We start from the raw sequence: 24,133 nt of genomic DNA on the forward strand, positions 1-24,133 counted from the left end.
AGTAACAGCAATTCTACTTACCGAAACATGATCTCAACACGGATTTAATACGTTTTTTTGAAATGATCAACAGAAGTTGTAACGAAAAATGAGAGGAGATGAATAGAAACCGTGAATGAGTGGCGCAGTAGAGCGCCAATAAAAAAGCGCCTCATCAAATGAAGCGCTCCTAAAGAATTGGTGGATCAGTACTTAACGTTGGAGTGGTACTCACTCAGTATTGATACGATCTCATCCATAGTCTCTTTGCTTGGTGGATTCACACCTTCTAGAGGGTACTCAATGCCTAGAGCTTCCCATTTGTGAGCACCAAGTTTGTGGTATGGCAGTAGCTCAACTTTCTCGATGTTGTCCATGTCTTTAATGAATTCACCTAACAGGCGAGCATCTTCAGGGTTGTCCGTGTAACCAGGCACCACAACATAACGAATCCAAGTTGTCTTACCAATTTTGTGTAAGTAGCGCGCGAAGTCTAGAGTACGTTTATTAGAGACACCAATGAAATCTTGGTGAATCTCATCTCGCATGTGCTTGAGATCGAGCATCACCAAATCTGCAGCGTCGAGAACTTCATCAACAACTTCGGTGTGTTTACGGATGTAGCCGTTAGTGTCGAGACAAGTATGGATACCTTCGGCTTTTGCTGCTAGGAAGAAGTCGCGTACAAACTCAGGTTGAAGCATCGCTTCGCCGCCTGAACATGTCACACCACCACCTGAGGCTTTCATAAAATGACGATACGATTTTGCTTCGTTGATGATCTCCTCAACGGTAACTTCTTTGCCGTCATGCGTGTCCCAAGTGTCACGGTTATGACAATACATACAGCGCATTAAACAGCCCTGTAGAAACACAATAAAGCGGATTCCTGGGCCGTCGACGGTACCACAAGATTCGAATGAGTGAATGCGACCAGTTGTAGACATGAGCTGCTCTCGTATTAGTATTTATGTTGGTTATTTTATTACAAAAACGGTACATAAAATAGGGTCAATCCCCTTTGAACGCCCAAAAATAAAGGCAATCAACACCGAAGTTGATTACCTTTATCTCTATGTTTAGCAAATGAATAATTTCGTTACTTTTCGTCTAAAAGAACGCAAAGAAAGTCACACCACCTGTTGTATAAATTGACTCTTTTGCTTCTTCGTAATCCGGGGTTTTCATGGTCAATGAGAACGCAGCGCCTACATGTTGATTGTACCAAGCTACACCAGCTACAGCTGTGGCTTGAATGTTCTCTAAAGTCACATCATAGATGGCTGGGTTTTCGCCATTTTCTAGCGCATATTTCTCGACACCAGAGCGGTCACCCTCAATCGTAATATCATTGAAACGGTAGCGGCCTTCGATACCTGCATAAGTAAACCAGCCTCGGTTTGACGCACCAATCATACCTGGGCGGAACGGATTTTCTGATGTGATGGTTGCTGCACCAAAGTTCCCCCCGAGGTCAGTACCCCAGCGAAGCATAAAGCCTGTTGAAATGTCACTTCTAAAGTTACCAGCGTTGACTTCTGATACGTTAGATATTTCGAAATCGGTATTTGCTACAGAGCGAGAACGCATCAAGTTGAAGTGGCTAAGGTAACCGACACTACCGACAAACTCATCATCGACTTGGAATTCCCAACCATTTGGTTCATCAGATTTGGTAATCGAGTGCACGAGTTTTTGAGCTTGTTCAGAAAGGGCGCTTTCACCAGTTGTACCCAAAGTCAGATTGAATCGTTGAGCCTGTTGTGGGTGAAGGCTGATGTAATTAAATTCCGAATGGAGAAAACCAGCATACGGACGATCATTGGCTAAAGGTTCAGTCACTTCAATATCGGATGGGGTATACATCTTGTGACCAATTGTAATTTCCCATTTATCAAGTGAGCTAGCGCCCCAAGCTGAAAGGCTCAATGGCTTGGCCCAGCTGTATGGGGTGATTCCTGATGATGTGTAGCTTAAAAACAAGCCGTTCGTATAGTCTTGGTCAACGCCAAAAATGCCGTCGTTATCGAGAGCGAAAGTAACGGTAGAACGCTCCGAGGCAACCGATGAAAAAGACCATAGAAGTAGAGGTAAAAAACGGACAAGCTTCATTAAAAAGTACTCTTTGGTAACGAACCAAAATAGTACCCCAAATTAGTGACTGGTGTGGAAAAAAAGTGAATGTAACAGAACATTTTTGCGCAACTTAACATTTCATTTTGTCGAGAGAACGCACGAAATATCTTTGCAGATATAAAAAAGCCCCGCACATTGGCGAGGCTAATATTTTTACTGTGTTAGTCAGCTATAAGATTATAGAGACTCAGTAAATGTACGTGCGATTACGTCAGCTTGTTGCTCTGCAGTTAGAGAGTTGAAGCGAACAGCGTAACCAGATACACGGATTGTTAGCTGAGGGTATTTCTCAGGGTGCTTAACAGCGTCTTCTAGAGTGTCACGGTTAAGAACGTTCACGTTAAGGTGTTGACCACCTTCGATACCAGCTTCGTGGTGGAAGTAACCATCCATTAGGCCTGCAAGGTTCGCTTTCTGACCTTCAACGTCTTTACCAAGAGCGTTAGGTACGATAGAGAACGTGTAAGAGATACCATCTTGTGCATCAGCAAACGGTAGTTTACCTACAGACGTTAGTGACGCTACAGCACCTTTCTCATCACGACCGTGCATTGGGTTAGCACCAGGAGCGAAAGGAGCACCAGCACGACGACCGTCTGGAGTGTTACCAGTTTTCTTACCGTATACAACGTTAGACGTGATAGTAAGAACTGACTGTGTAGGGATAGAGTTACGGTAAGTCTTAAGCTTACGGATCTTGTTCATGAACGTAGAAACTAGTTCACAAGCGATATCATCTACACGAGAGTCGTTGTTACCGTATTTAGGGTAATCGCCTTCGATTTCGAAATCGATAGCAATGCCGTCTTCGTCACGGATTGGCTTAACTGTAGCAAACTTAATTGCAGATAGAGAGTCAGCCGCAACAGATAGACCAGCAATACCACAAGCCATAGTACGACGAACGTCACGGTCGTGAAGAGCCATTAGAGACGCTTCGTAGCTGTACTTGTCGTGCATGTAGTGGATGCTGTTTAGTGCAGTCACGTACTGCTTAGCTAGCCAGTCCATGAATGTGTCTAGGCGACCCATTACGTCATCGTAGTTAAGAACTTCGTCAGTGATCTTGTCAGAAACAGGACCTACTTGAAGTTTAAGCTTCTCATCTACACCGCCGTTGATTGCGTAAAGCATAGTTTTCGCAAGGTTCGCACGAGCGCCGAAGAACTGCATTTGCTTACCAACGATCATTGGAGATACACAACAAGCGATAGCGTAATCATCAGACTCTAGGTCAGGACGCATTAGGTCATCATTTTCGTACTGGATAGAAGAAGTATCGATAGATACCTTCGCACAGAAACGCTTGAAGCCGTCAGGTAGTTGCTCAGACCAAAGAACAGTAATGTTTGGCTCTGGAGAAGGACCCATTGTGTATAGAGAGTTTAGGAAACGGAAGTTAGTACGTGTAACTAGTGTACGACCGTCAATACCCATACCACCCATAGACTCAGTAGCCCAGATTGGGTCACCAGAGAATAGCTCATCGTATTCAGGAGTACGTAGGAAACGAACCATACGTAGCTTCATTACGAAGTGGTCGATCATCTCTTGAGCTTCAACTTCAGTGATCTTGCCTGCAGCGATATCACGCTCGATGAAGATGTCTAGGAAAGTCGAAGTACGACCTAGAGACATTGCAGCACCGTTTTGAGACTTAACAGCTGCTAGGTAAGCGAAGTAAGTCCACTGGATAGCTTCTTGAGCAGTTTGAGCTGGCTCAGAGATATCGAAGCCGTATTTAGCAGCCATCTCTTTGATTTGACCTAGAGCGCGGTGTTGCTCAGAGATCTCTTCGCGAAGTTGCATTGTTTCTGCTAGGTTTTCGCCGCTTTCGAATTGCTCTTGAAGAGAAGCAAATTGAGCTTGCTTGTCTTTCATTAGGAAGTCGATACCGTATAGAGCTACACGACGGTAGTCACCGATGATACGACCACGACCGTATGCATCTGGAAGACCAGTTAGAACACCAGACTTACGACATTTTAGGATGTCAGGCGTGTAGATATCGAAAACACCCGCGTTGTGTGTTTTACGGTATTCAGAGTAGATTTTTGAAACAGCTGGATCAAGAGTCTCACCGTATGCTTTACAAGAACCCTCAACCATGCGGATACCGCCGTTAGGGATGATAGCACGCTTAAGTGGCTTCTCAGTTTGAAGACCAACGATTGTTTCTAGGTCTTTCTCAATGTAACCAGCATCGTGAGAAGTGATGGTAGAGATAACAGAAGTATCGAATTCTACAGGTGCTTTAGTTGCGTTTTCCTGTTTGATACCTTCCATTACCGAAGCCCAAAGCTTGTTAGTAGCCTCAGTACCTTCAGAAACTAGGAAAGATTCGTCGCCTTCATACGGCGCGTAGTTCTTTTGAATGAAATCACGAACGTTTACTTCATTTTGCCACTCACCTGCAGCAAAACCTTCCCAAGCTTTAGCAAATTGCTCTGCCATGACATACCTACCTTTTTAGTAGAAAAAACACGTACTTTAACGCTGTTGAGCCAGCGCCCCTGTATAGGGTAGTACACTCTTATTAATAACAATATGTATTATCACATCGGATTCATATGATTATATATATTGTCATTACTTTTTAAATGGTGTCTCACTTCGATGTATTCAAGACTACGCTAAAAAAATCCTGCAAACCTTAAACTAAATCAATAAATGCTAAAAAAAGTTGAGAAAAAAGGGGTGGTGACTTTCACCACCCAAACTTTTTTTGAATTTACTCTGTTTATTTGAGTCTAGCTGTGATGGCTAGATACGTTTGGTCAGAGTATTCAGACCAACTTACAGCCAAGCTTTAATGCCGTATTGACCTTCAAGCATACCTACTGCAAGCATTGCAACAAGACAGATAACAAGTACACCTACTGGGATAACAATCTTGTCTACAAAAGATAGACGCTTAGGACGCTCTTTGTCACCGATCAGACCGTTGTTATCTAGAAGCATTGTTAGAGCCCAAGCTAGAACTGGGTTAACAACCGCAGAGCCGAAGATACAGATACCCGCTGCTTGTGAGTCTTTGCTGTCTTTAACCATCTGCATACCTGCTTCAAGTAGAGGAAGAGATACACCAACTAGAAGAGCAACACGCATCACTGGTGGCCATACCGCAACGTCCATTGGGAAGCCAAGAATCGCAACGATGATACATAGAGAGCCAAGTAGGATTGCACCACCCGGGATAGGACGTTTAGCGATCGCTGCTGGGATCATGTACGTACCCCAAGATGAAGTGATGTTACCGCCACCTACAGCTGTACCAACCATTTGACGCACAGAACACATAGTCATTGTGTCATCTACGTCCATCAGTACTTTTTCAGACTTTTTAGGGTAGTTAAGCTCTTGGAAGATACGGTGACCTAGGAAGTCTGGTGACCACATTGCTACCGCAAGGATTGCAAATGGTAGAGATGCAATGAAGTGTTCCATATTTGGAAGACCTAGCATCCAACCTTCTTCAGTAGAACCCCACCAGTAAACAGGGTTTAGGTTTGGAAGACCTGTTTCTGTCACGAATTTAATGTCGAAGCCTGCACCAAGAACCAGTGCAATCGCTAGACCAGTGAAAGCACAAACAGGAATTGCTAGCCAACGCTTGTTCACTTTAGCAAGGAAAGCGTAAAGGCCGATGGTAACAGCAAGTACGATAAGGCCAATGTAACCCATGCTACCCGCAGCAACTGTGTCAGATTCTAGACCAACAGCCCAAGCTTGGATCGAGTTGATCTGGCTCATAGTACCGGTTAAACCTAAGAAAATAAGCAAGCCACCGGCAGTACCTTCGGAAGTGAGGTTAACCAGTTTAGAGCCACCTTTGAGCAAACTCAGGATCAAACCAAACACACCGATAAGGATAGCCAATGCAAGAGGGTGAGCACCTGCAAGAGCGATGGTACCGATAAGTGGGATCATTGGGCCGTGGTTACCGGCAAGGTTTGCTTTCGGGTTGAAGAAACCAGAAGCAAGGATACAGAAGAGTAGTGCAGGAATAAGCATTTCTACACGAGCGACTTCGATAGCGAAGTCTTTACCTAGGTTCACGTGATCCCAAGCTTGCGTCAGACCTTCAGCCCAAGACATCATAACCGCAGAATACATCGCGATGATGCCGATAGTACCAGCAAGCGCTGGAACAAGGTCTTCAAGTTCAAAACGGAAGTCACGACCAGGAAGGTTAAGGCCGAAGCGGCGAGGCTTCATGATTTGCAGCTCGTGATCTAGATAGTCGGAGCGGCTTTCGAATTCAGAAGCAGGGCGGTGTAGCTCTTGATAGCTCTTTTCTTCTACTTCAGAGTTCGCATTGTTGACAACGTCTGACATAGATTCCTCATATTTTTATTTGGTAGTAATTCGAAAAATGAATTCTATAAATGCGCAAAACTGCGTCATCTCTTTTGTTTATAACTCATTAACACAATGTTGCACGGTTTTTGCGTGCTTTGTGCGGCTAAGTTAAAAGAAACATTTGGCATTTTTATATGCCTTATTGTGTGTCGAGGAGTCTAACAAGCTTACCCTTTAGGGTGATTGATCTTGATCACTTTATGAGTTTATGTGAAAGAAAGCTACAAAATGACAATGCTCAATAAGTAATCTTTAAAAAAACGTGTAATTTGTTTTCACAACTTGACGTTTATCTCACCCCGTCACATTTCTATTAGAAAAACAAGTAAGCCTTTTAATGCTTGGCTTGTTTTTTGCTACATCATTCGTAGAGACTAAATTTTGGCGCGCTGTTGCCACAAACAGGACGGAAATAGATGAAAAAGACACAAATGTTGCCACTAGCGGCAATTATCTCAGGACTACTTGTTGGCTGTGGCGGCGGAGGCGGCGGTGGCGGTGGTGGAGCACCTGCAACCCCAAAATATACGTGGCAAATGCTCAGCTTAAATTCCATCGAAAGAAGTGCGGTAGCTAGTGGCTGTTCTATCATTGGTCAGGATGAGTCTGACGTAAATGGAACGAAGGTTATTGCGGCATATGAAGCTACCGCTAACTATAACATTCTATTCCATGACGAAAACGGTGCAATCACTGCGACGAATCAATCAGACAGCGATGGTCGTTTCGTGATTGATAGTGGCGATGTTCCTGACGGAGGTTATGTATCTCTAGAAGAAATTGATGGTTCTATTCAAGGAACTCAAGATGTGTACATGTTTACTGTATCTAAAGAGCTACTTTCAGACATGACACTAAATGTCCGTCAACATTCTTCTACTTACTCTTGCTATCAAGGCGAACAATCACAAAAAGTAAATGTTGATGCAAATGCAGCGGTAAAAGTTGACCAAGTCGATGTTAATACGAGCTATTACCAAAGTAGTTATATTGATAACTCTGTTAACGGCAATACGATCGCAAGTGGTATAAAAGTCAATTCAGATGTTCCAGCATCACATAACGTGTTAGTGACTTTGTTTGATACTCATAGCAGCGGTGAAAGTAGAGATCTGAGTCACTACGCTGTTATGGATGCTAGTTATGTCTATGATTCGTCTCAGGGTAGCGGTAGCCAAAGTGGCGCGCCGACGGATGAGAATATTGTCAAACCCGTATTTACAGCCGCTGGGTTGACGTTGAATAACACAAGTAAAATTGATGTTGAAATAGATAACGAGATCCACACTTGGCAGCCAATCTACGAATCTGGACAAGTTTATGGTGTGATTGATGGCTCTTCTGCAATCGACAACTGGTCGTTTGATATTGAGGCAAGTACTGATGTGGCTTCTGGTAGCTGGAATGCAAAAATCTATGACTCTGTAGATTCTGCAGGGACTACTGTCGCTTTACCTACATTGAGTGCGTTGACTGCATCTATTACTAATACAGGGTGTACTGATTATTGTTTAAGTGCTGATGGCTATGTGGTATCAGATTATCAAATTCAGAGAACGCACTTAAGATCTTCGAATAATAACAATAGAAACTTCTATCAAACTATTTTTGCCGCGCCGAACAAAGACCAGGTGCTGATGAGTAGTACCGATGAAGTGCTTAACATTGACAACAACAATGACCGCTTAGAGGTGTCTTTGGCTCAGTTAGATCCAGAAAGTGAGGCGCAGGTGAAGCAGTTCTTCGCACACAATATTGACCCTCAAGTCCTAATTTCATCCGCTATTCCAAACTACAATGATGTGAATGGTCTACTCTCGATGGCATCAGACGACAAGTTGAGAAGAATCGAGATCATGGGAAGTGAAGTTCAGTTTTATCAGCAAGGCGTAAACTAACTAGTAGTAGCAATTTTCAAACAAATGGACTTCACATTTTGTTAACTAAAAAGCCCCGTTAATCGGGGCTTTTTTATTACTACTATTCATCGAATTGAGAGGAAAACGCTACCTAGTGCATAATAAGTCAGAGTGAAGTGCTATTTATTCCTAAATGATAGGTTAATAATTTGTTGCATGTTGCTGCGTTGGGTGCTAGTTTGTATCGCATGAAAAGGTCGGAGTACCTTGCATTTACACAAACTTGGGAGAGAAAGCGCATGAAAGATGTACCAGCGCTGGATATAAAGGACTTACACAAAACGTTTGGTCAAAATGAAGTTTTAAAAGGAATTTCGCTTTCTGCACATAAAGGGGACGTGGTTTCAATCATCGGTTCCTCTGGCTCTGGCAAGAGTACCTTTCTTCGCTGTATCAACCTTCTAGAAACACCAACTGCCGGTGAGATTTGGGTAAACGGAGAACTTATCCAAATGAAAAACAACCGCCTTGGTGAATCAGTTCCTGCCAATGAAAAACAAGTTCAGCGAATCCGTTCTCGCTTGGCGATGGTTTTTCAAGGCTTCAATCTATGGTCTCATCTAACTGTTCTTGAGAATGTTATTGAGGCACCTGTCCATGTACTGGGTGTTCCTAAAGCACAAGCGATTGAAAACGCAGAGATGCTTCTCAAAAAAGTAGGACTGTACGAGCGTAAAGATTATTACCCTGGTCACCTTTCCGGTGGTCAACAACAGCGTGCCGCTATCGCGCGTGCATTGGCTGTGGACCCTGAAGTAATGCTGTTTGATGAACCGACATCGGCGCTTGACCCTGAACTTGTGGGTGAAGTATTGGGTGTTATGCGTGATTTGGCTGAGGAAGGTCGAACCATGCTGGTGGTAACGCACGAAATGGCGTTTGCACGTGATGTTTCTAATCATGTGATGTTCCTACACCAAGGTCTAGTGGAAGAGCAGGGCGATCCAGCTAAACTCTTTACTAACCCTGAGTCTGAACGTCTACAACAGTTTATCTCATCGATTTATTAACGTATTGCGAGTATCGCTATCAAGGTATGAGGCGGTGCTATGTAATAAACACAACAACCAAACTATAAACACAACATTAAAAAATATCTAAATCACAGGAGTAGGGATATGAAAAAGTGGTTACTGGTAGCAGCACTTGCTGCAACTGCTGCAACTGGCGTAGCTCAAGCAAAAGAGTGGAAAACAGTTCGTTTTGGTATTGAAGGTGCTTACCCTCCATTTAGCTGGACAGAAGCTGACGGCTCTCTAAAAGGCTTCGATGTGGATATGGCAAATGCTCTTTGTACTGAGATGCAAGTGAAATGTAAGATCGTTGCTCAAGACTGGGATGGTATTATTCCTTCTCTACTAGCTCGTAAATATGATGCGATCATTGCGGCAATGTCTATCACTGAAGAGCGTAAGAAGAAGATCGACTTCACAGGTAAGTACGCACTTATTCCAAACAAATTCATCGCGAAAAAAGGCGCTGGTCTTAACTTTGACGACCTAAGCGGACAAAAAATTGCGGTACAACGTGCAACAACGCACGACAAATACCTAACAGACAACTACGGTGACACTGTAGACATCGTTCGTTACGGTTCTTTCGATGAAGCTTATCTTGACCTTGCAAACGGCCGTGTTGCAGCGGTACTGGGTGATGCATCAGCACTTGAAGAAGGTGTTCTAAACAAAGCGGGCGGTGAAGCGTACGAGTTTGTTGGTCCATCTCTAACAGATCCAAAATGGTTCGGTGAAGGCTTTGGTATCGCGGTACGTAAGCAAGACAAAGACCTAACTAAGAAACTAGACGAAGCGATCATCTCGCTACGTGAAAAGGGTATCTACCAAGATATCGCGGCTAAATACTTCAACTACGACGTATACGGTCAGTAATATCCTGAGAAGACTCTAGGGAGAGAGCACATCTCTCCCTATCTCTCCCAACTTTTTCGCTGTTCTGTTGGAATTCATTATGTTTGATTTACAAGGGTATGAAGCTTCGATACTTAATGGAGCTGTACTCACAATTCAGGTTGCGTTGCTTTCGCTATTTCTAGCTATGGTGCTAGGGATGTTAGGCGCATTAGCAAAATTAGCACCTTATCGATGGGCAAGAGCCATTGCCACACTTTACACCACCATTATTCGCGGTATTCCAGACCTCGTATTGATGATGTTGATCTTCTTTGGTGGACAGATCCTTTTAAACAACAGTTTGTATTCCATCAATGAGTGGCTTAACGAGTGGTTCACTTCAAGCGATCCGAACCATGAATGGACCTCATACTTGCCTGACTATATCGATGTTAGCCCATTTGTAGCGGGTGTATTGACCATTGGATTCATTTTCGGTGCGTACATGGCAGAAACGTTCCGTGGTGCGATCATGGCCGTTGATGCGGGTGAAATGGAAGCTGCAAAAGCTTACGGTATGAGCCCTGTGAAGGCATTTCATCGTATCTTGCTTCCTCAGATGATTCGTCATGCATTGCCTGGTTTTGGTAACAATTGGTTAGTACTGCTGAAAACGACCGCTCTAGTATCGATTATCGGCCTAGAAGATATGGTGCGAGTCAGCGCGCTAGCGGCAGGTTCAACTAAGATGCCATTTACTTTCTACATGGCAGTTGCATTGATTTTCTTATTCTTTACCAGTGTTTCAACCGGCCTGTTAAAGCTAGTTGAACGTAAATTTAGTATTCACGCGAGGTAACTATGGACTTTTCATTGATTGTTGAAAGTTTTCCAATTTACCTGAATGGTCTTTGGACAACGGCGTGGATGGTAACAGTAGCTCTAATTATCGGTCTTTTTGTGGCTATCCCATTGGCGATAGCGCGTAACAGCCATAACATGCTGATTAATGGTCCAGCGTGGTCATTTATCTACTTTTTCCGTGGCACACCACTGCTGGTTCAGCTTTACCTGATTTATTACGGTATGGACCAATTTTTCCCAGTGAAAGATACGCTGTGGGAAAACGCATGGTTCTGTGCTTTGGTGGCATTTATCTTAAATACCTCGGCTTACACGGCAGAGATCATTCGTGGTGCGATTAACGGCCTACCAAAAGGTGAAGTTGAAGCCGCGAAAGCATACGGCATGAGTACACCGAAGACGTACCGTCGTATCATTCTACCAAGTGCTCTGCGTCGTGCGCTGCCAGCTTACAGTAACGAAGTTATCTTTATGCTCCACGGCTCAGCTGTTGCGGGCATCGTAACGATTATGGATTTAACAGGCGCAGCACGTCTGGTTAACTCACGTTACTACGCACCATTTGAGTCGTTTTTAACAGCAGGCCTGTTCTACATGGCGCTAACGTTTATCATCATCGCCATATTTAAGTATGCTGAGAAACGATTCTTGGCTTACCTAAGACCACTTAGTTAATGAAACGGCGCTTTTTAGCGCCGTTTTTTATTCCAATCTTCGCTCGTCCTCCGGTTCATACCAATCACAGTAAGTAAGTGTTCAGAAATAGCGCAGAAAAAAGGCTTGAGAACAAGGCAGCATTTTTTGATAAGTAGTTATTCTACAATCAAAAATTCTAACGCAGTTATCGAGCATTTTAGCAAGCTAGGGTGAGTAGTTATTTACTACGATTGTTATAAATTACGACTTATCTAAAATCGTTAACTTGGTTCAGATCTCACATTGGTATTGAGTGTATAAATTGATTTAGAAAAAATGATAGATACACTCAGTTCAATTTTATTAGAGTGTCGTACAGTAATGAAAAAAAGCACACTATTTTTATGCATGGCAATGCCTTCATTGTTACTCACCGCTTGTGGTGGAGGTAGCGGTTCTGATGGATCAACTCAACCGAAAACGGCAGTACAGAAAGCACTTGAGAGTGGCAATGCCTCTTTGGTTTCCGATCCTAATGAGTTTATCGCTGCGAGCGAATCATTAGTTTCTGACCTTAATCGTCAATACAATCAGATCAAGAATCACCTAATGCAAGGGGAGGGGGGACAAGCCCTTAGTCAGTTGCATTGGGACCCTACCCACGACACGGCCATTATCTCTCCTATTTATGGCTTTAACGACACCATTCTTAAAACCAACAAAGCGATGAATGACAGTTACGCCGACCAAGAGCTGGTCATCGGCGTTGCTGGTTACACGTCTTCGCAAACTCGCTATGCAGCACTAGCGAGTAATCCATTCCGTACTCAGCAACGCTTTCCTGATTCGGTTAATGAGCAGATGGAGACATGGCTTAAAAACCTGCTTAGTTGGACGGTAGGATCGGGTAAGCCAACAAAGATCGTAATGGCTCAGTTGGATCAGTCTTACTACTTTCCCGATGATGGCGCGACGCGCAATTGGATCGAAAAAAATATCAACTCGGAAGTGTCGATCAATGATGACGACGCTTGTGATGCTGGAAAACTAAAGGCGTGTCTTGAAGATAGGCCGGATCTTTTGATTATTTCCCAGAAGCTGAATGACGGTGACAACTTAAGCGATGTAGTCGAAGGCTTAAACTACGCATTTGAACATCAGATCCCTGTGTTGTATTTGCATTTAGACGGTGGAATGACGGAGCTTGGTCGTGCTCTGTTTGCCGAAATGCATATTCAATATGTGGGTGATAACTATTGGCGTAAATTAGGCTTATCAGATTGGGATCCAAAGCAACTTGTTGACCAGATCCCAGACTCTATTGTTGCGGAACAAGCTCTATTAAAACGTCTGAAAGATGATAGTTTTAATGTCGACCTGAAGCTATGTGATGACAAGTCCTGTTCTGACGAATCTTTGATGGATTCTGAGTTTTACCAAGCGGCGAATACTATCCGTACTCACTTGAACAACCTAGACAAACAGAAAGTTGATCTGTTTGCTAACGATGATTATCAATATGAAAAATTGATACTGCTGCTAGCTGATCGCTATCGACAAGGTGTTACTTATCCAATGGACAAGAATAACACTGAGCGAATTAATTTTCTCAGGTCCTATTTCAGTGATTACGCACAGTATCAAAGTCGAACCCTGAATGCTGCTCAGCCAAGCTTGGGTAACTTCAGCACCAAAACCTTTGAAGATGTTCCGTTGATTACCAAAACGGTGACGCTAGAATCAAAACGCAATTTCCGCTCAGCGGGTTTGTATGCGCTACCGGGCCAGACAATCAAAGTGACACGTGTCGATAGTAACGATGTGAGCACTTCCATTGCATTTAATTCACTTCGTAGTGGTGCAACTCATGAGTTCTCAAAAGACGGCGGCTATGCGAGGCCTAAGTTCCTAACATCGGTTACTTATCCTGTGGAACCTGGAGAAACCATTACTCTGACCTCTGCATACGGCGGAACATTGCAGGTTCATTTTGATAAAAATGATATCAACGTTGAGTTGAAGTTTGAGAATGTTGCTCAGCACCCGGTATGGAGAAGCGAAGAAGATAACGAACGCTTTGTTGCTGAACTAGAAGAGGCGAAGTTTGATTGGGCAGAATTGATTACTCCAGGCTTTGAGGTGCACTCAAAGTTAGACAAGATGCAAACATCGATCGGATCGAGCGATTGGAATCAACCACATGATATGGCGCTAGCGACAGAGCGATACATGCACAATTTCCCTCATGCATTAGCGGGCTTCAGAGGACCGGGAATTGATGAAATAGCAGAAGTTCATGGGTATGGAGAGAGTAAAGGTTGGCAAGTCGAGACGATAGATATCGTTAAGCATATGAACGCCGACCAAGCGACGTGTGGTTATGGCTGTTCAGGAAACCCTTACGATGCTTATTGGTCGTTTCATCCACTTGGTCACGGTGATTTACATGAATTAGGGCATGGCTTAGAGAAAGGTCGATTCCGTTTTAGTGGTTGGGATGGGCATGCTACAACCAACTACTACTCCTATTACAGTAAGTCTCGATACTATCTAGATACGGGCAAAGTATCCGATTGTCAGAGTCTAGACTTTAAAGGCCAGTATGAGTTGCTTCAACAGAGTCGAACGCAGCCTGATCCTAATGCGTTTATGGCACAGCAAAATCAAACCAGTTGGAGTTGGGGCGCGCGCGTCTTCATTCAAATGATGATGTTGGCCCAAGAGCAAGGCGTATTGGACTATGGCTGGCATATGCTAGGTCGACTTCACTTGATTGAACGTGAGTTTAACCGCCTTAAGTCGAGTGATGAACTATGGAATGCGAATAAGCAAAACATCGGTTTTGGTAGCTACTCTCGCGATGAAGCAAACCAGATGTCTAATGATGACTGGTTATTGATCGCACTTAGCTACGTTAATGAACGTGATATGAGAAACTACTTAGATATGTGGGGCTTTAGTTTTAGCGATAAAGCGAAACAACAAGTAGTCACTCTGAGCCTAGCGCCAATGCCGTTGACTTACTTTGCAAGTTCGAGCAAAGGGTATTGTGTTGATGAGTTTGCTAAAACACCGATTAGTGTGGATGGAGTGACGGCTTGGCCACTCAACTAATGTAAAAAGGGGAACCGCAATGGTTCCCCTTTTCACTTAGCAATTCATTACTTAAACGTCGACCAAATAGGCGCGTGATCAGACGGCTTTTCGATACCACGCAGTTCGTAATCGATACCTGCTTCAGTGCACTTCTTAGCAAGTTTTGGAGTAGCTAATACCACATCAATACGAAGGCCGCGGTTGTCTACAAAACCTTTTGAACGGTAATCAAACCACGAATATTGATCGGTCACATCAGGGTGAAGCTGGCGGAAAGTATCAACAAATCCCCAATCTAATAAGGTTTTCAGCCATTGACGCTCTTCTGGTTGGAATGAACATTTACCTGTTTTTAGCCAACGTTTGGCGTTTGGTTCACCGATACCAATATCTGCATCAATTGGGCTGATGTTGATATCACCCATAACAACAATCTGTTCGTCATTGCTGTGGTGATCGTTTAGGTAAGTCATTAGGTCTTTGTAGAACTGGCGTTTGTACGGGAACTTAGTCTCGTGATTAATGTTGTCGCCTTGTGGGAAGTAACCATTAAGTACGGTTGTCTTTTCGCCATTTTCATCTTCAAACGTAGCCATGATCATACGTTTTTGATGTTCTTCATTGTCTGTTGGGAAACCTTTCTGTACAGAGATAGGCTCTTGCTTACACAGCATCGCAACACCGTAGTGTGCTTTTTGGCCGTGGAAGTAAACCTTATAGCCCATAGCTTCAACGTCAGCGAGAGGAAATGCTTCGTCATGAACTTTGATCTCTTGTAGGCCAATAACATCAGGTTGGTGCTTATCGATAACCGCTTGTAGTTGATGAAGGCGGGCTCTTAGGCCATTGATGTTGAAGCTAATTACTTTCATTTATTTTTATACCTCTCGTAAACCTTTACCTATAGTGCAGCAAAGACTATTTGATTTGGTGAGTTTCATAGTTAATCGTATTTAACCATGCTTAATAATGTATGTCGCCATTTGTAGAGACAAAATGGCGACATAAAACGACGTGAATACTTGTATTGAATCTATTGAGTCTTGAGCAAATCTAAGAAGAACGCGTATTCTAGTGCGTCTTCTTTTAGTCGCTTAAATCGACCTGATGCACCACCATGACCTGCTTCCATGTCGGTTTTGAACACAAGTACGTTGTTGTCTGTTTTCATCTCACGCAGTTTCGCTACCCATTTCATAGGTTCAAAATACTGTACTTGTGAGTCATGTAAGCCTGTTGTCACCAACATATTCGGGTAGCTCTGAGCTTTCACGTTGTCGTATGGCGAGTAACTCAACATGTAATCGTAGTAGGTCTTATTATTTGGGTTACCCCATTCGTCGTACTCGTTGGTTGTAAGAGGAATCGACTCATCAAGCATGGTCGTTACTACATCAACAAATGGAACATGAGCTCCAATGCCTCGATACAACTCCGGCGCTTGGTTGATGATAGCCCCCATCAAAAGACCGCCAGCCGAACCGCCTACTGCGAAAACTTTATCTTTCGCGCCATAACCTTCTTCAACTAGGCCTTTGGTGACATCGATAAAGTCATTGAAGGTGTTTTGTTTAGTCAGTTTTTTACCATCTTCATACCAAGGGCGTCCTAACATCTCTGAACCACGAATATGTGCAATAGCATAAACGAAGCCTCGATCAAGCAGGCTGAGGCGAACTGAGCTGAAGGTCGGTTCTATGGTTGAGCCATAAGAACCATAGCCGTATTGGTAAATTGGGTTTGTGCCGTCTTTCTTGAATAGATCTTTGCGATAAACCAAAGAGACAGGTACTTGCTTACCATCGCGAGCCGTAATCATGATTCGCTCTGATTGGTAATTATCTGCGTCGAAATCACCTAATACCGGCGTTTGCTTCATGATTTCGGCCTCACCTGTATTAAGGTCAAAATCATAGTAAGTGCCAGGAGTCGTTAGGCTGCTGTAATAGATTCGAACTTTTGAGTTATCTAACTCATAGTTACTTGTTAGGTAGGCAGCAAAAGCGGTGTCGTTGAACTCAAGTGGAAATTCTTTGCCTGTAGAGAGTTGACGAATCTTCACTGTAGACAATCCATTTGAACGCTGCTCGTAAACCAGATGATCATTAAACAACTCAAAATCGACAAGCTGAGTGTTATCGTCAGCTGGAATGACATCGACCCATTTTGAACGGTCATGTATGCCTTCGGCCGTGGTTTTCATTAAGCGAAAATTGACCGCTTGGTAGTTGGTGTAGATGTAATACCAATCATTGAGCTTAGCTATGCTGTACTCGATGCCTGTTTCTCTTGGGTAGAAGGCTTCGGCTTTTGCATTTGGGTTGTTGGCATCAACAATCGAAACGCCGCTGGTTTCTGTACTCGAGTGCCAAATGTATACCTGTTGGCCATCTTTACTCTTACTGATGCTAGTGTAGTAAGCGCTGTCAGTTTCTTCGTAGATCAGCTCATCGCTTGTTTGAGATGTGCCTAATACATGGCGGTAAACTTGATAGCCTAGTAATGTTTGGGGATCTTTTTTGATGTAGTAGAAGGCTTGGTTGTCGTTTTGCCATGCGATAGCGCTTGAAGCACCATCAATCTCATCGTGTAAGTATTTACCCGTTGTGAGGTCTTTAATCTTAATCGTGTAAATACGACGGCTCAGTGTATCTTCGCCATAGGCCAGCATGTTTTCATTTGGGCTGATTGAAAGGCTACCAATACTGAAAAACTCATGTTCTTTGGCGAGTTCGTTAACGTCTAGGATGACTTGCTTATTTGTGTCTGCAAAGTCTTTGGCACGCAAGTGAACTGGGTATTCATTATCACCTGTCACTTCATTCGAGTAGTAATAGTTACCTTTACGAACTGGTACCGAATTGTCGTCTTTCGCGATTCGGCTTTTGATCTCTTCAAATAATTGTTCTTGAGATGCTTCTGTGTGCTTCAGCACAGTCTCTGCATACTGGTTCTCTTGCTCGAGGTGCTGCAAGATCTCTGGGTCTTGGCGTTCGTCATCACGCATCCAATAGTAATCATCAATTCGTGTGTCACCATGAGTCGTCATTGAATGAGGGACTTTCTTAGCAACGGGAGCTTGGGTTTGTTGAGCGACGAGTTGCGATGGAGAGTGGTGGTTCATGGTTGTTATTCCTTGATTGCTGCATCCGGCGACAAGCACCGCCGATACGGCTAATGTGGTTAAAGCGAAACGCATCTGTATATCCTTTTTGTGCACCTGACTCGTTTTAATGCCAGTATCCATTTCTAATCGGGGTTATCGGTAAGATGTTGTTCTTTCGATAATAATATTTTGCAATTGGATTCTTGATATACACTTTGAACGTAAGTGTCTGTTATTGTTTCCAAAAAATCAAAATAATGTTTAATGATATTGATGATAGACATCAGGTTAGGGGAAAATGGGCAATAAAAAGGGACACACTTTTCAGTATGTCCCTGTTCTTCGTTTGGGCAAGGTTCGATTTGCTCTAGATAGCTAATGGTATTTCGTTTGAGTGGTCAGGCTTACGATTAACCCAGCGTAAACCAAGCATAGCGATAAGTGACATGGTAATCATCAAGCAACCCAGTGGCAGCTGATCTTGAGCTGGGAAGAACGATGCCAACAGTGTTGCGATGCCAGCACCTAGGTTTTGCATACCACCTAAGATCGCGCCACCCGTACCAGCGTGGTATGGGAATGGCGAAAGTGCTCCCGTTGTTGCTGCCGGGAATAAGATGCCCGCGCCCAAGAAGTAAATGGTTGCACCGCCAATTAAGGTTAATGTGGTTGTTTGACCAAACAGACCTGGGATAAGCACGACAGCTGAGCCAACTAAGATCGAAACCAAACCAACATTCAACGCGCGGCGTTCAGAACGGCGTTGTGCGATGTAACTCGATAGGCCTGCACCCACTAGGTAACCAGGAATCGGTAGCACAAACAGTAAACTCACGGTGGTCGCTGGCAAACCAAGTACACCGCCAAGCAATACGCCAGCAGCTGCCTCGAACACTGCCACGCCCGCAAATGTTGCCACCAGTACGAGTAGGAAACCTTGGAAGCGTTTGTCAGACAGAACGAATTTGTAGCTGTTGACGACTGATTCATTTTTGCGTCGCTCTTTTGGCAATGTTTCCATCATGCTCGTCATCATGGTGATCGCCACAGCGATACCAAACAGCGCTAGAAACAGGTAGCTAGAACGCCAGCCGAAAGTTTCTGTTAAGTAACCGCCCAGTACAGGTGCCATTAATGGGGAGAAAATCACACACATGCTGATTAAGCTGTTCGCACGGTGTAACTCAGCGCCCTCAAAACAGTCACGAGTCAATGTACGAGACATCGCACCGCCACAACCAATGCCGAGCCCTTGGATAAAGCTACCCCCCAAGAACCATTCGAATTCATGAGCGAATAGGGCGACCAAGGTACCTACGATGTAGATGACTAAGCCAGCAACGATGATAGGCTTACGACCAAGCCGATCGGAGAGTGGACCGTAAACAAATTGCGACAAACCATAAGGGATCAGGTAACACGCCATCACAGCTTGAAGTGAAGACGCAGAAACCAAGAACTCACCTGCCATATGACCAATAGAAGGCACGTACATCGTTTGAGTCATTTGACCTACGGCTGTCAGAATAGCGATTAAAAAGGTAAGTTTCGCTAATGGAAACGAGGCGGACATTTGCGTATCTCTCCAAAAATTAAAAACGTAAAAAGCCTTAGCGCTCCATTAGGGAGAGCCAATTGAATAAAGCGATTAGGGAATCTAGGCGCGAGATATTAGAGTTTGATTGCCGAATTAGCAATCAAAAAGTGTGAACTTGATCAAGATAAAAATCTATAATATGGATTAGAAAAAATAATCCTAAACTGCTGGGTTTGAGGATATGGGATGTGGAGGCGGGCTTCATTAAAGTGTCTCTTTGATAAAGCAAAACTCTTATTAATAGTGTGAGTTCAAACATCTATCTAAGTGATGAACATCGTTACTTGAGTGCTCTAAATTCAATCAATTGATTCAGCATGACAAGACAATAGTGATTGGAAATCAGTATTTAAAAATAGAAAGATACGATTTATTAACATTTATATAAACTTTCGTTTTATATGTGACCGATTTGTGCTGTAATTGTCGGCTAAGCTATTCGTCTAACAGACATAAGTAGAATTGCATTTTTGCTATCGGTATGTTTTTAGGTCCACGGAAGTCTTTTGGCTTAAATAAGGATATTCAATGCGCTCACTTTCAGTACAGTGGAAAATCACCCTCTTGGCAGGGTGTTGTTTACTTATCACTTCACTCTCTCTTATTGGTTTCTCGATCTACAACGCTTCAAGCAATCAGCAGGTGATCAAGTCTCAAAGCTCAGATTCTGTTATTAACAAAACTGAGCAGTTGTTGGCATCGGTTTCGCAGTTAAATGCACAGGAAACCCAACGCTATGTAGATGAAGCCATCTATCGAGCTGAAATGCTGGCCGCAAGTGCTAAGTTTCTAAAGACTAATGCTGAAGAGAACTTCACGCCAAGCGAAGAGCTACGTACTGCATTAGATGAGATGATTCGTCGTTCAGTCTTAGACTTTGATTCAATCCTCGGTGCTTACTTGGTATTTCGCCCTGAAATGCTTGATGGTGAAGATGGAAACTATGTAGACGCAGATTATGTAGGTTCTAACGAAGTGGGGCGTTTTGCACCCTATTGGAAAGTGGCAGACAATGGAGAGAACGTACTGTCGAATGTTCTTTCCGAGCAAATTCTCAACGATAACTCAAATAGTGAACGATTCTATTGTCCACTGTCGAGTGGTCAAACATGTATCAGCACACCTAAGGTGGTGACTAGCGGTGGTCAGTCACTATTAACTTCGTCGATCTCTGTGCCAATTCTGATTGATGACACGCCAATTGGCTTTTTAGGTATCGATCTTCGACTTGATGCACTAACTCATATTGTTGCTGAGTCAGATGCAGAGTTGTTTGAAGGCAATGGTGCTATCTATGTCGTGAGCTTAGATGGCTCTGTGATTGCCGCAGATGATACATCAATTCCTACTGGTTCTCAGTTTGCAAGTGAGCATACAAGCAATGACCAACTCACTGACTTTATGTTTGGTGGTGAGACGATGACACAATGGAGCGAAAATGGTGAGTGGTTACTTGCTTTCGCACCGGTTGTAGCAGCGAATCAAACCTGGGGTGTGTTGTTGGAGATCCCACGAGACAGTGTCGTGGCGGATGCAAACCTGCTTGATGCGATTATTAGTGACAAGCTAAGTGAAGGCATTAAAACTGAGCTCATTGCTGGTGGTCTGTTCATTGTTATTGGCTTAGCGATCATTGCGTTTGCTTCACTTTCTATTGTGAAGCCGATTCGTCAAGTGGTTGAAAGGTTAGACGATATCGCATCGGGTGAAGGTGATTTAACCCAAAGGCTTGATGTTAAGTCACAAGATGAAGTAGGACAGTTAGCCCAAGGCTTTAACCGATTCCTAGATAAGCTACAGCCAACGATCAAAGAAGTGATTGCGACGTCAGAGCAAGTCGCGAATACCACAAGCGCAGCTAAGGCTTCGGCTTCTAGCACCCGCCAGAGCAGTGAATCACAGTTTAAAGAAGTCGACTTAGTGGCAACAGCGGCAGAAGAGATGACGCAGACTGCGAGTCTAGTTGTTCAGAATGCGGAAGTCGCGGTAGGCGCTGCAAGTGAGGCTAACTCTTCTGCTAAGCAAGGGCAGCAGGTGATCGAGCTGTCAGCCGGAGAGATGCGGAAGCTGGTGGAGCGAATGTCGAGCGCTGTACCTATTGTTGAAGAGCTTGCCAAGAACAATGCCAACATCACTGATATTTTGGGAGTGATTGAAGGTATCTCAGAACAAACAAACTTGTTGGCTCTAAACGCGGCTATTGAAGCGGCTCGTGCGGGTGAACAAGGTAGAGGCTTTGCCGTGGTTGCTGATGAAGTTCGTAATCTCGCAAGTCGTACTCAAGCGTCTGTCGGAGAAATTCGTCAAGTTATTGATAAGGTTCAAGCTGGAACGCAGGATGTCGTTGAGGCGATTCAAGAGGGTAACATCCTAGCGAATGATACGGCGCTACACGTTCAGAATGCGGTTGAAGACTTAGGCTCAATCTTTACCTCGATTGAGGCTATTAGCGATATGAATAACCAGATTGTAAGAGCGGCAGAAGAGCAACAGTCGGTTTCTGGCGAAGTGAACCAAAGCGTGGTGAACATTCGTGATCTAAGCGCACAAATTCTTGAACAGGCTTCGAAATCAGAAGAGCAAGGGAATCAGATTGATACCTTATCTCAGCAGCAACAAGCACTAGTGAATCAATTCAAGGTTTAAGCTTTTATCGCTTTAGAACAACAAAGGGACACGTATTTGCGTGTCCCTTTTCTTTTGTTATGAGTTCTTCAAATTACTCTTCGATAAACCAATAGCCTTTATTTACTAGGTCCGTAATAAGAGCAATAGCAGAAGGGCTGAATGTTTGTTCTGGAGAGATGATGGATTCATTACACAATGACGTTAATAGTGCACTGTCACCTTCTTCAACTTTAATCACTTCACCATTAATATAAGCCACATTAGTCTCTGTTTCATGGTAAAGCGCTTTAAGTCCTGAAACTTTGTATATCTCGCCTTGTGCTGCTAAATGATTAGAAACCTCTTCGGCATTCCACAATGGCTCTGGAGCAACTATATCAAGCTGGTGGCGTGACTGGCTCAGTAGGCATCCCATAAAGTCACTTACTGTATTCGGTTGCTCTAGTGCTGAATGTAGCATTTTTGTCAGGCTTGCAAGGTCTGATTGGCGTATCTGACCGAAGTTGCTTTGTGTTTTGAACTCAGGATCATGTAAGTGGGTATCACCCATGTCATGCGCAAGCACGAAGTCAGCAAAATTACTGATCAGCTCTTGCTCTTTAGGTGAGCGGTAACCAATTGAGTAACTCATTGAAGGCTCCAAAGTGGTACCTTCGTGAGGGAAGCCCGGTGGGATGTAGAGAATGTCACCCGGCTCTAATACTTGTTCGATGATAGGATCAAAGCCTTCAATTTGGCGAAGTGAAGATGCTTGAATGCTCTCTTTATATTGTCCTTCATCTTTAGCGCCCACTTTCCACTGACGCTTACCGTGACCTTGAACGATAAAAACATCATATTGATCAATGTGAGGACCAACGCCACCATGCTCAGCCGAGTAGCAGATCATTAGATCGTCAAACAACCAGTTTGGCAGCTGTTTAAATGACTCCGCCAGTTGAGCCGCACCTTGATGCCAATGGTTTGCTGCTTGAACGATAAGCTGCCAGTGGCTTTGTGGGAGCTGACCAAACTTATCTTCGCTAAATGGACCGTGTTCCGCTGACCACCTATTATCTTGGTTAGAGACAAAGCGTGAGTCGACTTCTTCTTCCATTGATAACCCTGCCAGCTCTTCTGGGCTGATTGGGTCAACGAAATCTTTGAAACCGCCTTTGATGATGGTTGGTTGTTTATGCCAGTATTGTTCAACAAACTCGGCCATAGAGAAGTTAAGTTGGTACATGTGTATCCTGTAATATTCGTTCTAAGTGCTAGGTTCTAATTTAGCTTGAAGGTCTTTTTCGACGATCTTGATCGCCTCTAAAGCAACCTTAGGGTCGATCTCGTTGCTTTCAAAAAGGTAGATAAGATCAACAGCTAGTTTGATCTCATCTGGTGCGCTATCAAGTGGTGATGGGGCTTGTTCAGTGCTCATCTCTATTTGGAACCTCTAAATCTATTTGCCTGTGTATTTTCTTCATTGACTCTTCGCAACGCTCTAGCCGTTCACTTGCTAGCTGCCAGGCTTTTTCTGCCTGCTCTTTTTGATAGGCAGGGCAGGTATCAAGTACAGCCTTTTTTTGCTGAACAAGAGCGGTTAAACGTCGCTGCCAATCTTGGTGTTGAGCAAGGTCATTATAGAGTTGATTGGTGGAATGTGGTTTATGCAGGTTACGATCGTCACGTAGGTCGTAGTTTGCGAGTTCCCTTTGGAGAGCGGCAACTTGGTTAGTTAACTTTTCAGTTAGGTGAGCCGCTCTTGCTGCCGTTAATTGGTTTTTGGCTTGCTCTGAGAGAATCCGTTGATAGTTGGATTGTGTTTCTAACGCGTAAGGCATCAGTACCTTGGCTCTAGATTTAAAGAGGGTACTATCGAATAGCGGTTGATGGTATGTGCCACGAGCGCTATCTACTTGTTTACAATGCCCGATTAACGTGTCGAGAATTTTACCGAGTTGCTTAAAGTGAGACATTCTAC

General features: G+C 43.8%; 17 protein-coding genes. 7 read left to right on the top strand and 10 right to left on the bottom strand.

Annotation, left to right across the window (positions count from 1 at the left end; genetic code table 11):
* Nucleotides 1-185: 185 nt before the first annotated feature.
* From pflA to KI743_RS00435, 4 genes are all read right to left on the bottom strand, one after another.
* Nucleotides 186-926: a pyruvate formate lyase 1-activating protein gene (pflA, locus tag KI743_RS00420; RefSeq protein ID WP_032549483.1), complete on the bottom strand. Its 741-nt coding sequence runs from the start codon at nucleotides 924-926 to the stop codon at nucleotides 186-188.
* A gap of 163 nt (nucleotides 927-1,089) precedes the next feature.
* Entirely contained in the window at nucleotides 1,090-2,091 is a 1,002-nt protein-coding gene (locus KI743_RS00425; RefSeq protein ID WP_285464137.1) for a lipid A deacylase LpxR family protein, read from the bottom strand.
* 201 nt (nucleotides 2,092-2,292) lie between these two features.
* Nucleotides 2,293-4,569, bottom strand: a complete 2,277-nt coding sequence (gene pflB / locus KI743_RS00430; protein ID WP_285464138.1) for a formate C-acetyltransferase — start codon at nucleotides 4,567-4,569, stop codon at nucleotides 2,293-2,295.
* A 342-nt stretch (nucleotides 4,570-4,911) separates the two neighbouring features.
* Nucleotides 4,912-6,453, bottom strand: coding sequence for a DUF3360 family protein (locus KI743_RS00435; RefSeq protein WP_032549480.1), 1,542 nt, complete (start codon nucleotides 6,451-6,453; stop codon nucleotides 4,912-4,914).
* A gap of 440 nt (nucleotides 6,454-6,893) precedes the next feature.
* Between KI743_RS00435 and KI743_RS00440 the strand changes: the two genes are divergently transcribed.
* The 6 genes from KI743_RS00440 to KI743_RS00465 all read left to right on the top strand — a co-directional run bounded on the left by KI743_RS00440 (nucleotide 6,894) and on the right by KI743_RS00465 (nucleotide 14,860).
* A complete protein-coding gene (locus KI743_RS00440) occupies nucleotides 6,894-8,375 on the top strand; it encodes a flagellar sheath protein A (RefSeq protein ID WP_285464142.1) in 1,482 nt (493 codons plus the stop codon).
* Between the two features lie 260 nt (nucleotides 8,376-8,635).
* Nucleotides 8,636-9,406 carry an ABC transporter ATP-binding protein gene (locus KI743_RS00445; protein ID WP_032549478.1) on the top strand — a complete coding sequence of 257 codons (771 nt, stop codon included), beginning with the start codon at nucleotides 8,636-8,638 and terminating at the stop codon, nucleotides 9,404-9,406.
* Nucleotides 9,407-9,514: 108 nt separating this feature from the next.
* Nucleotides 9,515-10,285, top strand: coding sequence for an ABC transporter substrate-binding protein (locus KI743_RS00450; RefSeq protein ID WP_032549476.1), 771 nt, complete (start codon nucleotides 9,515-9,517; stop codon nucleotides 10,283-10,285).
* 79 nt (nucleotides 10,286-10,364) lie between these two features.
* Nucleotides 10,365-11,105 (top strand): ABC transporter permease, encoded by a 741-nt coding sequence (locus KI743_RS00455; protein WP_032549475.1) that lies wholly within the window; start codon nucleotides 10,365-10,367, stop codon nucleotides 11,103-11,105.
* Between the two features lie 2 nt (nucleotides 11,106-11,107).
* The gene (locus KI743_RS00460; RefSeq protein ID WP_285464146.1) at nucleotides 11,108-11,785 is read left to right on the top strand and encodes an ABC transporter permease; all 678 of its coding nucleotides are present in this window, start codon (nucleotides 11,108-11,110) and stop codon (nucleotides 11,783-11,785) included.
* Nucleotides 11,786-12,127: 342 nt separating this feature from the next.
* Nucleotides 12,128-14,860 (top strand): ImpA family metalloprotease, encoded by a 2,733-nt coding sequence (locus KI743_RS00465; RefSeq protein ID WP_285464148.1) that lies wholly within the window; start codon nucleotides 12,128-12,130, stop codon nucleotides 14,858-14,860.
* Nucleotides 14,861-14,907: 47 nt separating this feature from the next.
* On the opposite strand, the gene xthA is transcribed toward KI743_RS00465, so the two are convergent.
* The 3 genes from xthA to emrD all read right to left on the bottom strand — a co-directional run bounded on the left by xthA (nucleotide 14,908) and on the right by emrD (nucleotide 19,521).
* Nucleotides 14,908-15,714: an exodeoxyribonuclease III gene (gene xthA / locus KI743_RS00470; protein ID WP_285464150.1), complete on the bottom strand. Its 807-nt coding sequence runs from the start codon at nucleotides 15,712-15,714 to the stop codon at nucleotides 14,908-14,910.
* 161 nt (nucleotides 15,715-15,875) lie between these two features.
* Nucleotides 15,876-17,966, bottom strand: a complete 2,091-nt coding sequence (locus tag KI743_RS00475) for a S9 family peptidase (RefSeq protein ID WP_285464265.1) — start codon at nucleotides 17,964-17,966, stop codon at nucleotides 15,876-15,878.
* A gap of 349 nt (nucleotides 17,967-18,315) precedes the next feature.
* The gene (emrD, locus tag KI743_RS00480; RefSeq protein ID WP_285464152.1) at nucleotides 18,316-19,521 is read right to left on the bottom strand and encodes a multidrug efflux MFS transporter EmrD; all 1,206 of its coding nucleotides are present in this window, start codon (nucleotides 19,519-19,521) and stop codon (nucleotides 18,316-18,318) included.
* Nucleotides 19,522-20,073: 552 nt separating this feature from the next.
* Here emrD and KI743_RS00485 point away from each other — a divergent pair.
* Complete coding sequence (locus tag KI743_RS00485; protein ID WP_285464154.1) at nucleotides 20,074-22,191, top strand: methyl-accepting chemotaxis protein; 2,118 nt, start codon at nucleotides 20,074-20,076, stop codon at nucleotides 22,189-22,191.
* Nucleotides 22,192-22,264: 73 nt separating this feature from the next.
* On the opposite strand, the gene KI743_RS00490 is transcribed toward KI743_RS00485, so the two are convergent.
* Genes KI743_RS00490 through KI743_RS00500 form a run of 3 tightly spaced genes read right to left on the bottom strand, consistent with a single transcriptional unit; the run spans nucleotide 22,265 to nucleotide 24,128 of the window.
* Nucleotides 22,265-23,398 carry a cupin domain-containing protein gene (locus KI743_RS00490; protein ID WP_285464156.1) on the bottom strand — a complete coding sequence of 378 codons (1,134 nt, stop codon included), beginning with the start codon at nucleotides 23,396-23,398 and terminating at the stop codon, nucleotides 22,265-22,267.
* Nucleotides 23,399-23,419: 21 nt separating this feature from the next.
* Nucleotides 23,420-23,590, bottom strand: coding sequence for a pleiotropic regulatory protein RsmS (gene rsmS, locus KI743_RS00495; RefSeq protein ID WP_032549465.1), 171 nt, complete (start codon nucleotides 23,588-23,590; stop codon nucleotides 23,420-23,422).
* Entirely contained in the window at nucleotides 23,580-24,128 is a 549-nt protein-coding gene (locus KI743_RS00500; RefSeq protein ID WP_152468451.1) for a primosomal replication protein, read from the bottom strand. Before KI743_RS00500 ends, rsmS begins: the two co-directional genes overlap by 11 nt.
* Nucleotides 24,129-24,133 lie beyond the last annotated feature (5 nt).

Source organism: Vibrio sp. D420a (assembly GCF_030248625.1).
GTDB classification, from domain to species: domain Bacteria; phylum Pseudomonadota; class Gammaproteobacteria; order Enterobacterales; family Vibrionaceae; genus Vibrio; species Vibrio fortis_A.

Bases quoted from the DNA above. Each gene is read 5' to 3' on its own strand.
- pflA (WP_032549483.1), bottom strand. From the start codon at position 926: ATGTCTACAACTGGTCGCATTCACTCATTCGAATCTTGTGGTACCGTC.
- KI743_RS00425 (WP_285464137.1), bottom strand. From the start codon at position 2,091: ATGAAGCTTGTCCGTTTTTTACCTCTACTTCTATGGTCTTTTTCATCG.
- pflB (WP_285464138.1), bottom strand. From the start codon at position 4,569: ATGGCAGAGCAATTTGCTAAAGCTTGGGAAGGTTTTGCTGCAGGTGAG.
- KI743_RS00435 (WP_032549480.1), bottom strand. From the start codon at position 6,453: ATGTCAGACGTTGTCAACAATGCGAACTCTGAAGTAGAAGAAAAGAGC.
- KI743_RS00440 (WP_285464142.1), top strand. From the start codon at position 6,894: ATGAAAAAGACACAAATGTTGCCACTAGCGGCAATTATCTCAGGACTA.
- KI743_RS00445 (WP_032549478.1), top strand. From the start codon at position 8,636: ATGAAAGATGTACCAGCGCTGGATATAAAGGACTTACACAAAACGTTT.
- KI743_RS00450 (WP_032549476.1), top strand. From the start codon at position 9,515: ATGAAAAAGTGGTTACTGGTAGCAGCACTTGCTGCAACTGCTGCAACT.
- KI743_RS00455 (WP_032549475.1), top strand. From the start codon at position 10,365: ATGTTTGATTTACAAGGGTATGAAGCTTCGATACTTAATGGAGCTGTA.
- KI743_RS00460 (WP_285464146.1), top strand. From the start codon at position 11,108: ATGGACTTTTCATTGATTGTTGAAAGTTTTCCAATTTACCTGAATGGT.
- KI743_RS00465 (WP_285464148.1), top strand. From the start codon at position 12,128: ATGAAAAAAAGCACACTATTTTTATGCATGGCAATGCCTTCATTGTTA.
- xthA (WP_285464150.1), bottom strand. From the start codon at position 15,714: ATGAAAGTAATTAGCTTCAACATCAATGGCCTAAGAGCCCGCCTTCAT.
- KI743_RS00475 (WP_285464265.1), bottom strand. From the start codon at position 17,966: ATGAACCACCACTCTCCATCGCAACTCGTCGCTCAACAAACCCAAGCT.
- emrD (WP_285464152.1), bottom strand. From the start codon at position 19,521: ATGTCCGCCTCGTTTCCATTAGCGAAACTTACCTTTTTAATCGCTATT.
- KI743_RS00485 (WP_285464154.1), top strand. From the start codon at position 20,074: ATGCGCTCACTTTCAGTACAGTGGAAAATCACCCTCTTGGCAGGGTGT.
- KI743_RS00490 (WP_285464156.1), bottom strand. From the start codon at position 23,398: ATGTACCAACTTAACTTCTCTATGGCCGAGTTTGTTGAACAATACTGG.
- rsmS (WP_032549465.1), bottom strand. From the start codon at position 23,590: ATGAGCACTGAACAAGCCCCATCACCACTTGATAGCGCACCAGATGAG.
- KI743_RS00500 (WP_152468451.1), bottom strand. From the start codon at position 24,128: ATGTCTCACTTTAAGCAACTCGGTAAAATTCTCGACACGTTAATCGGG.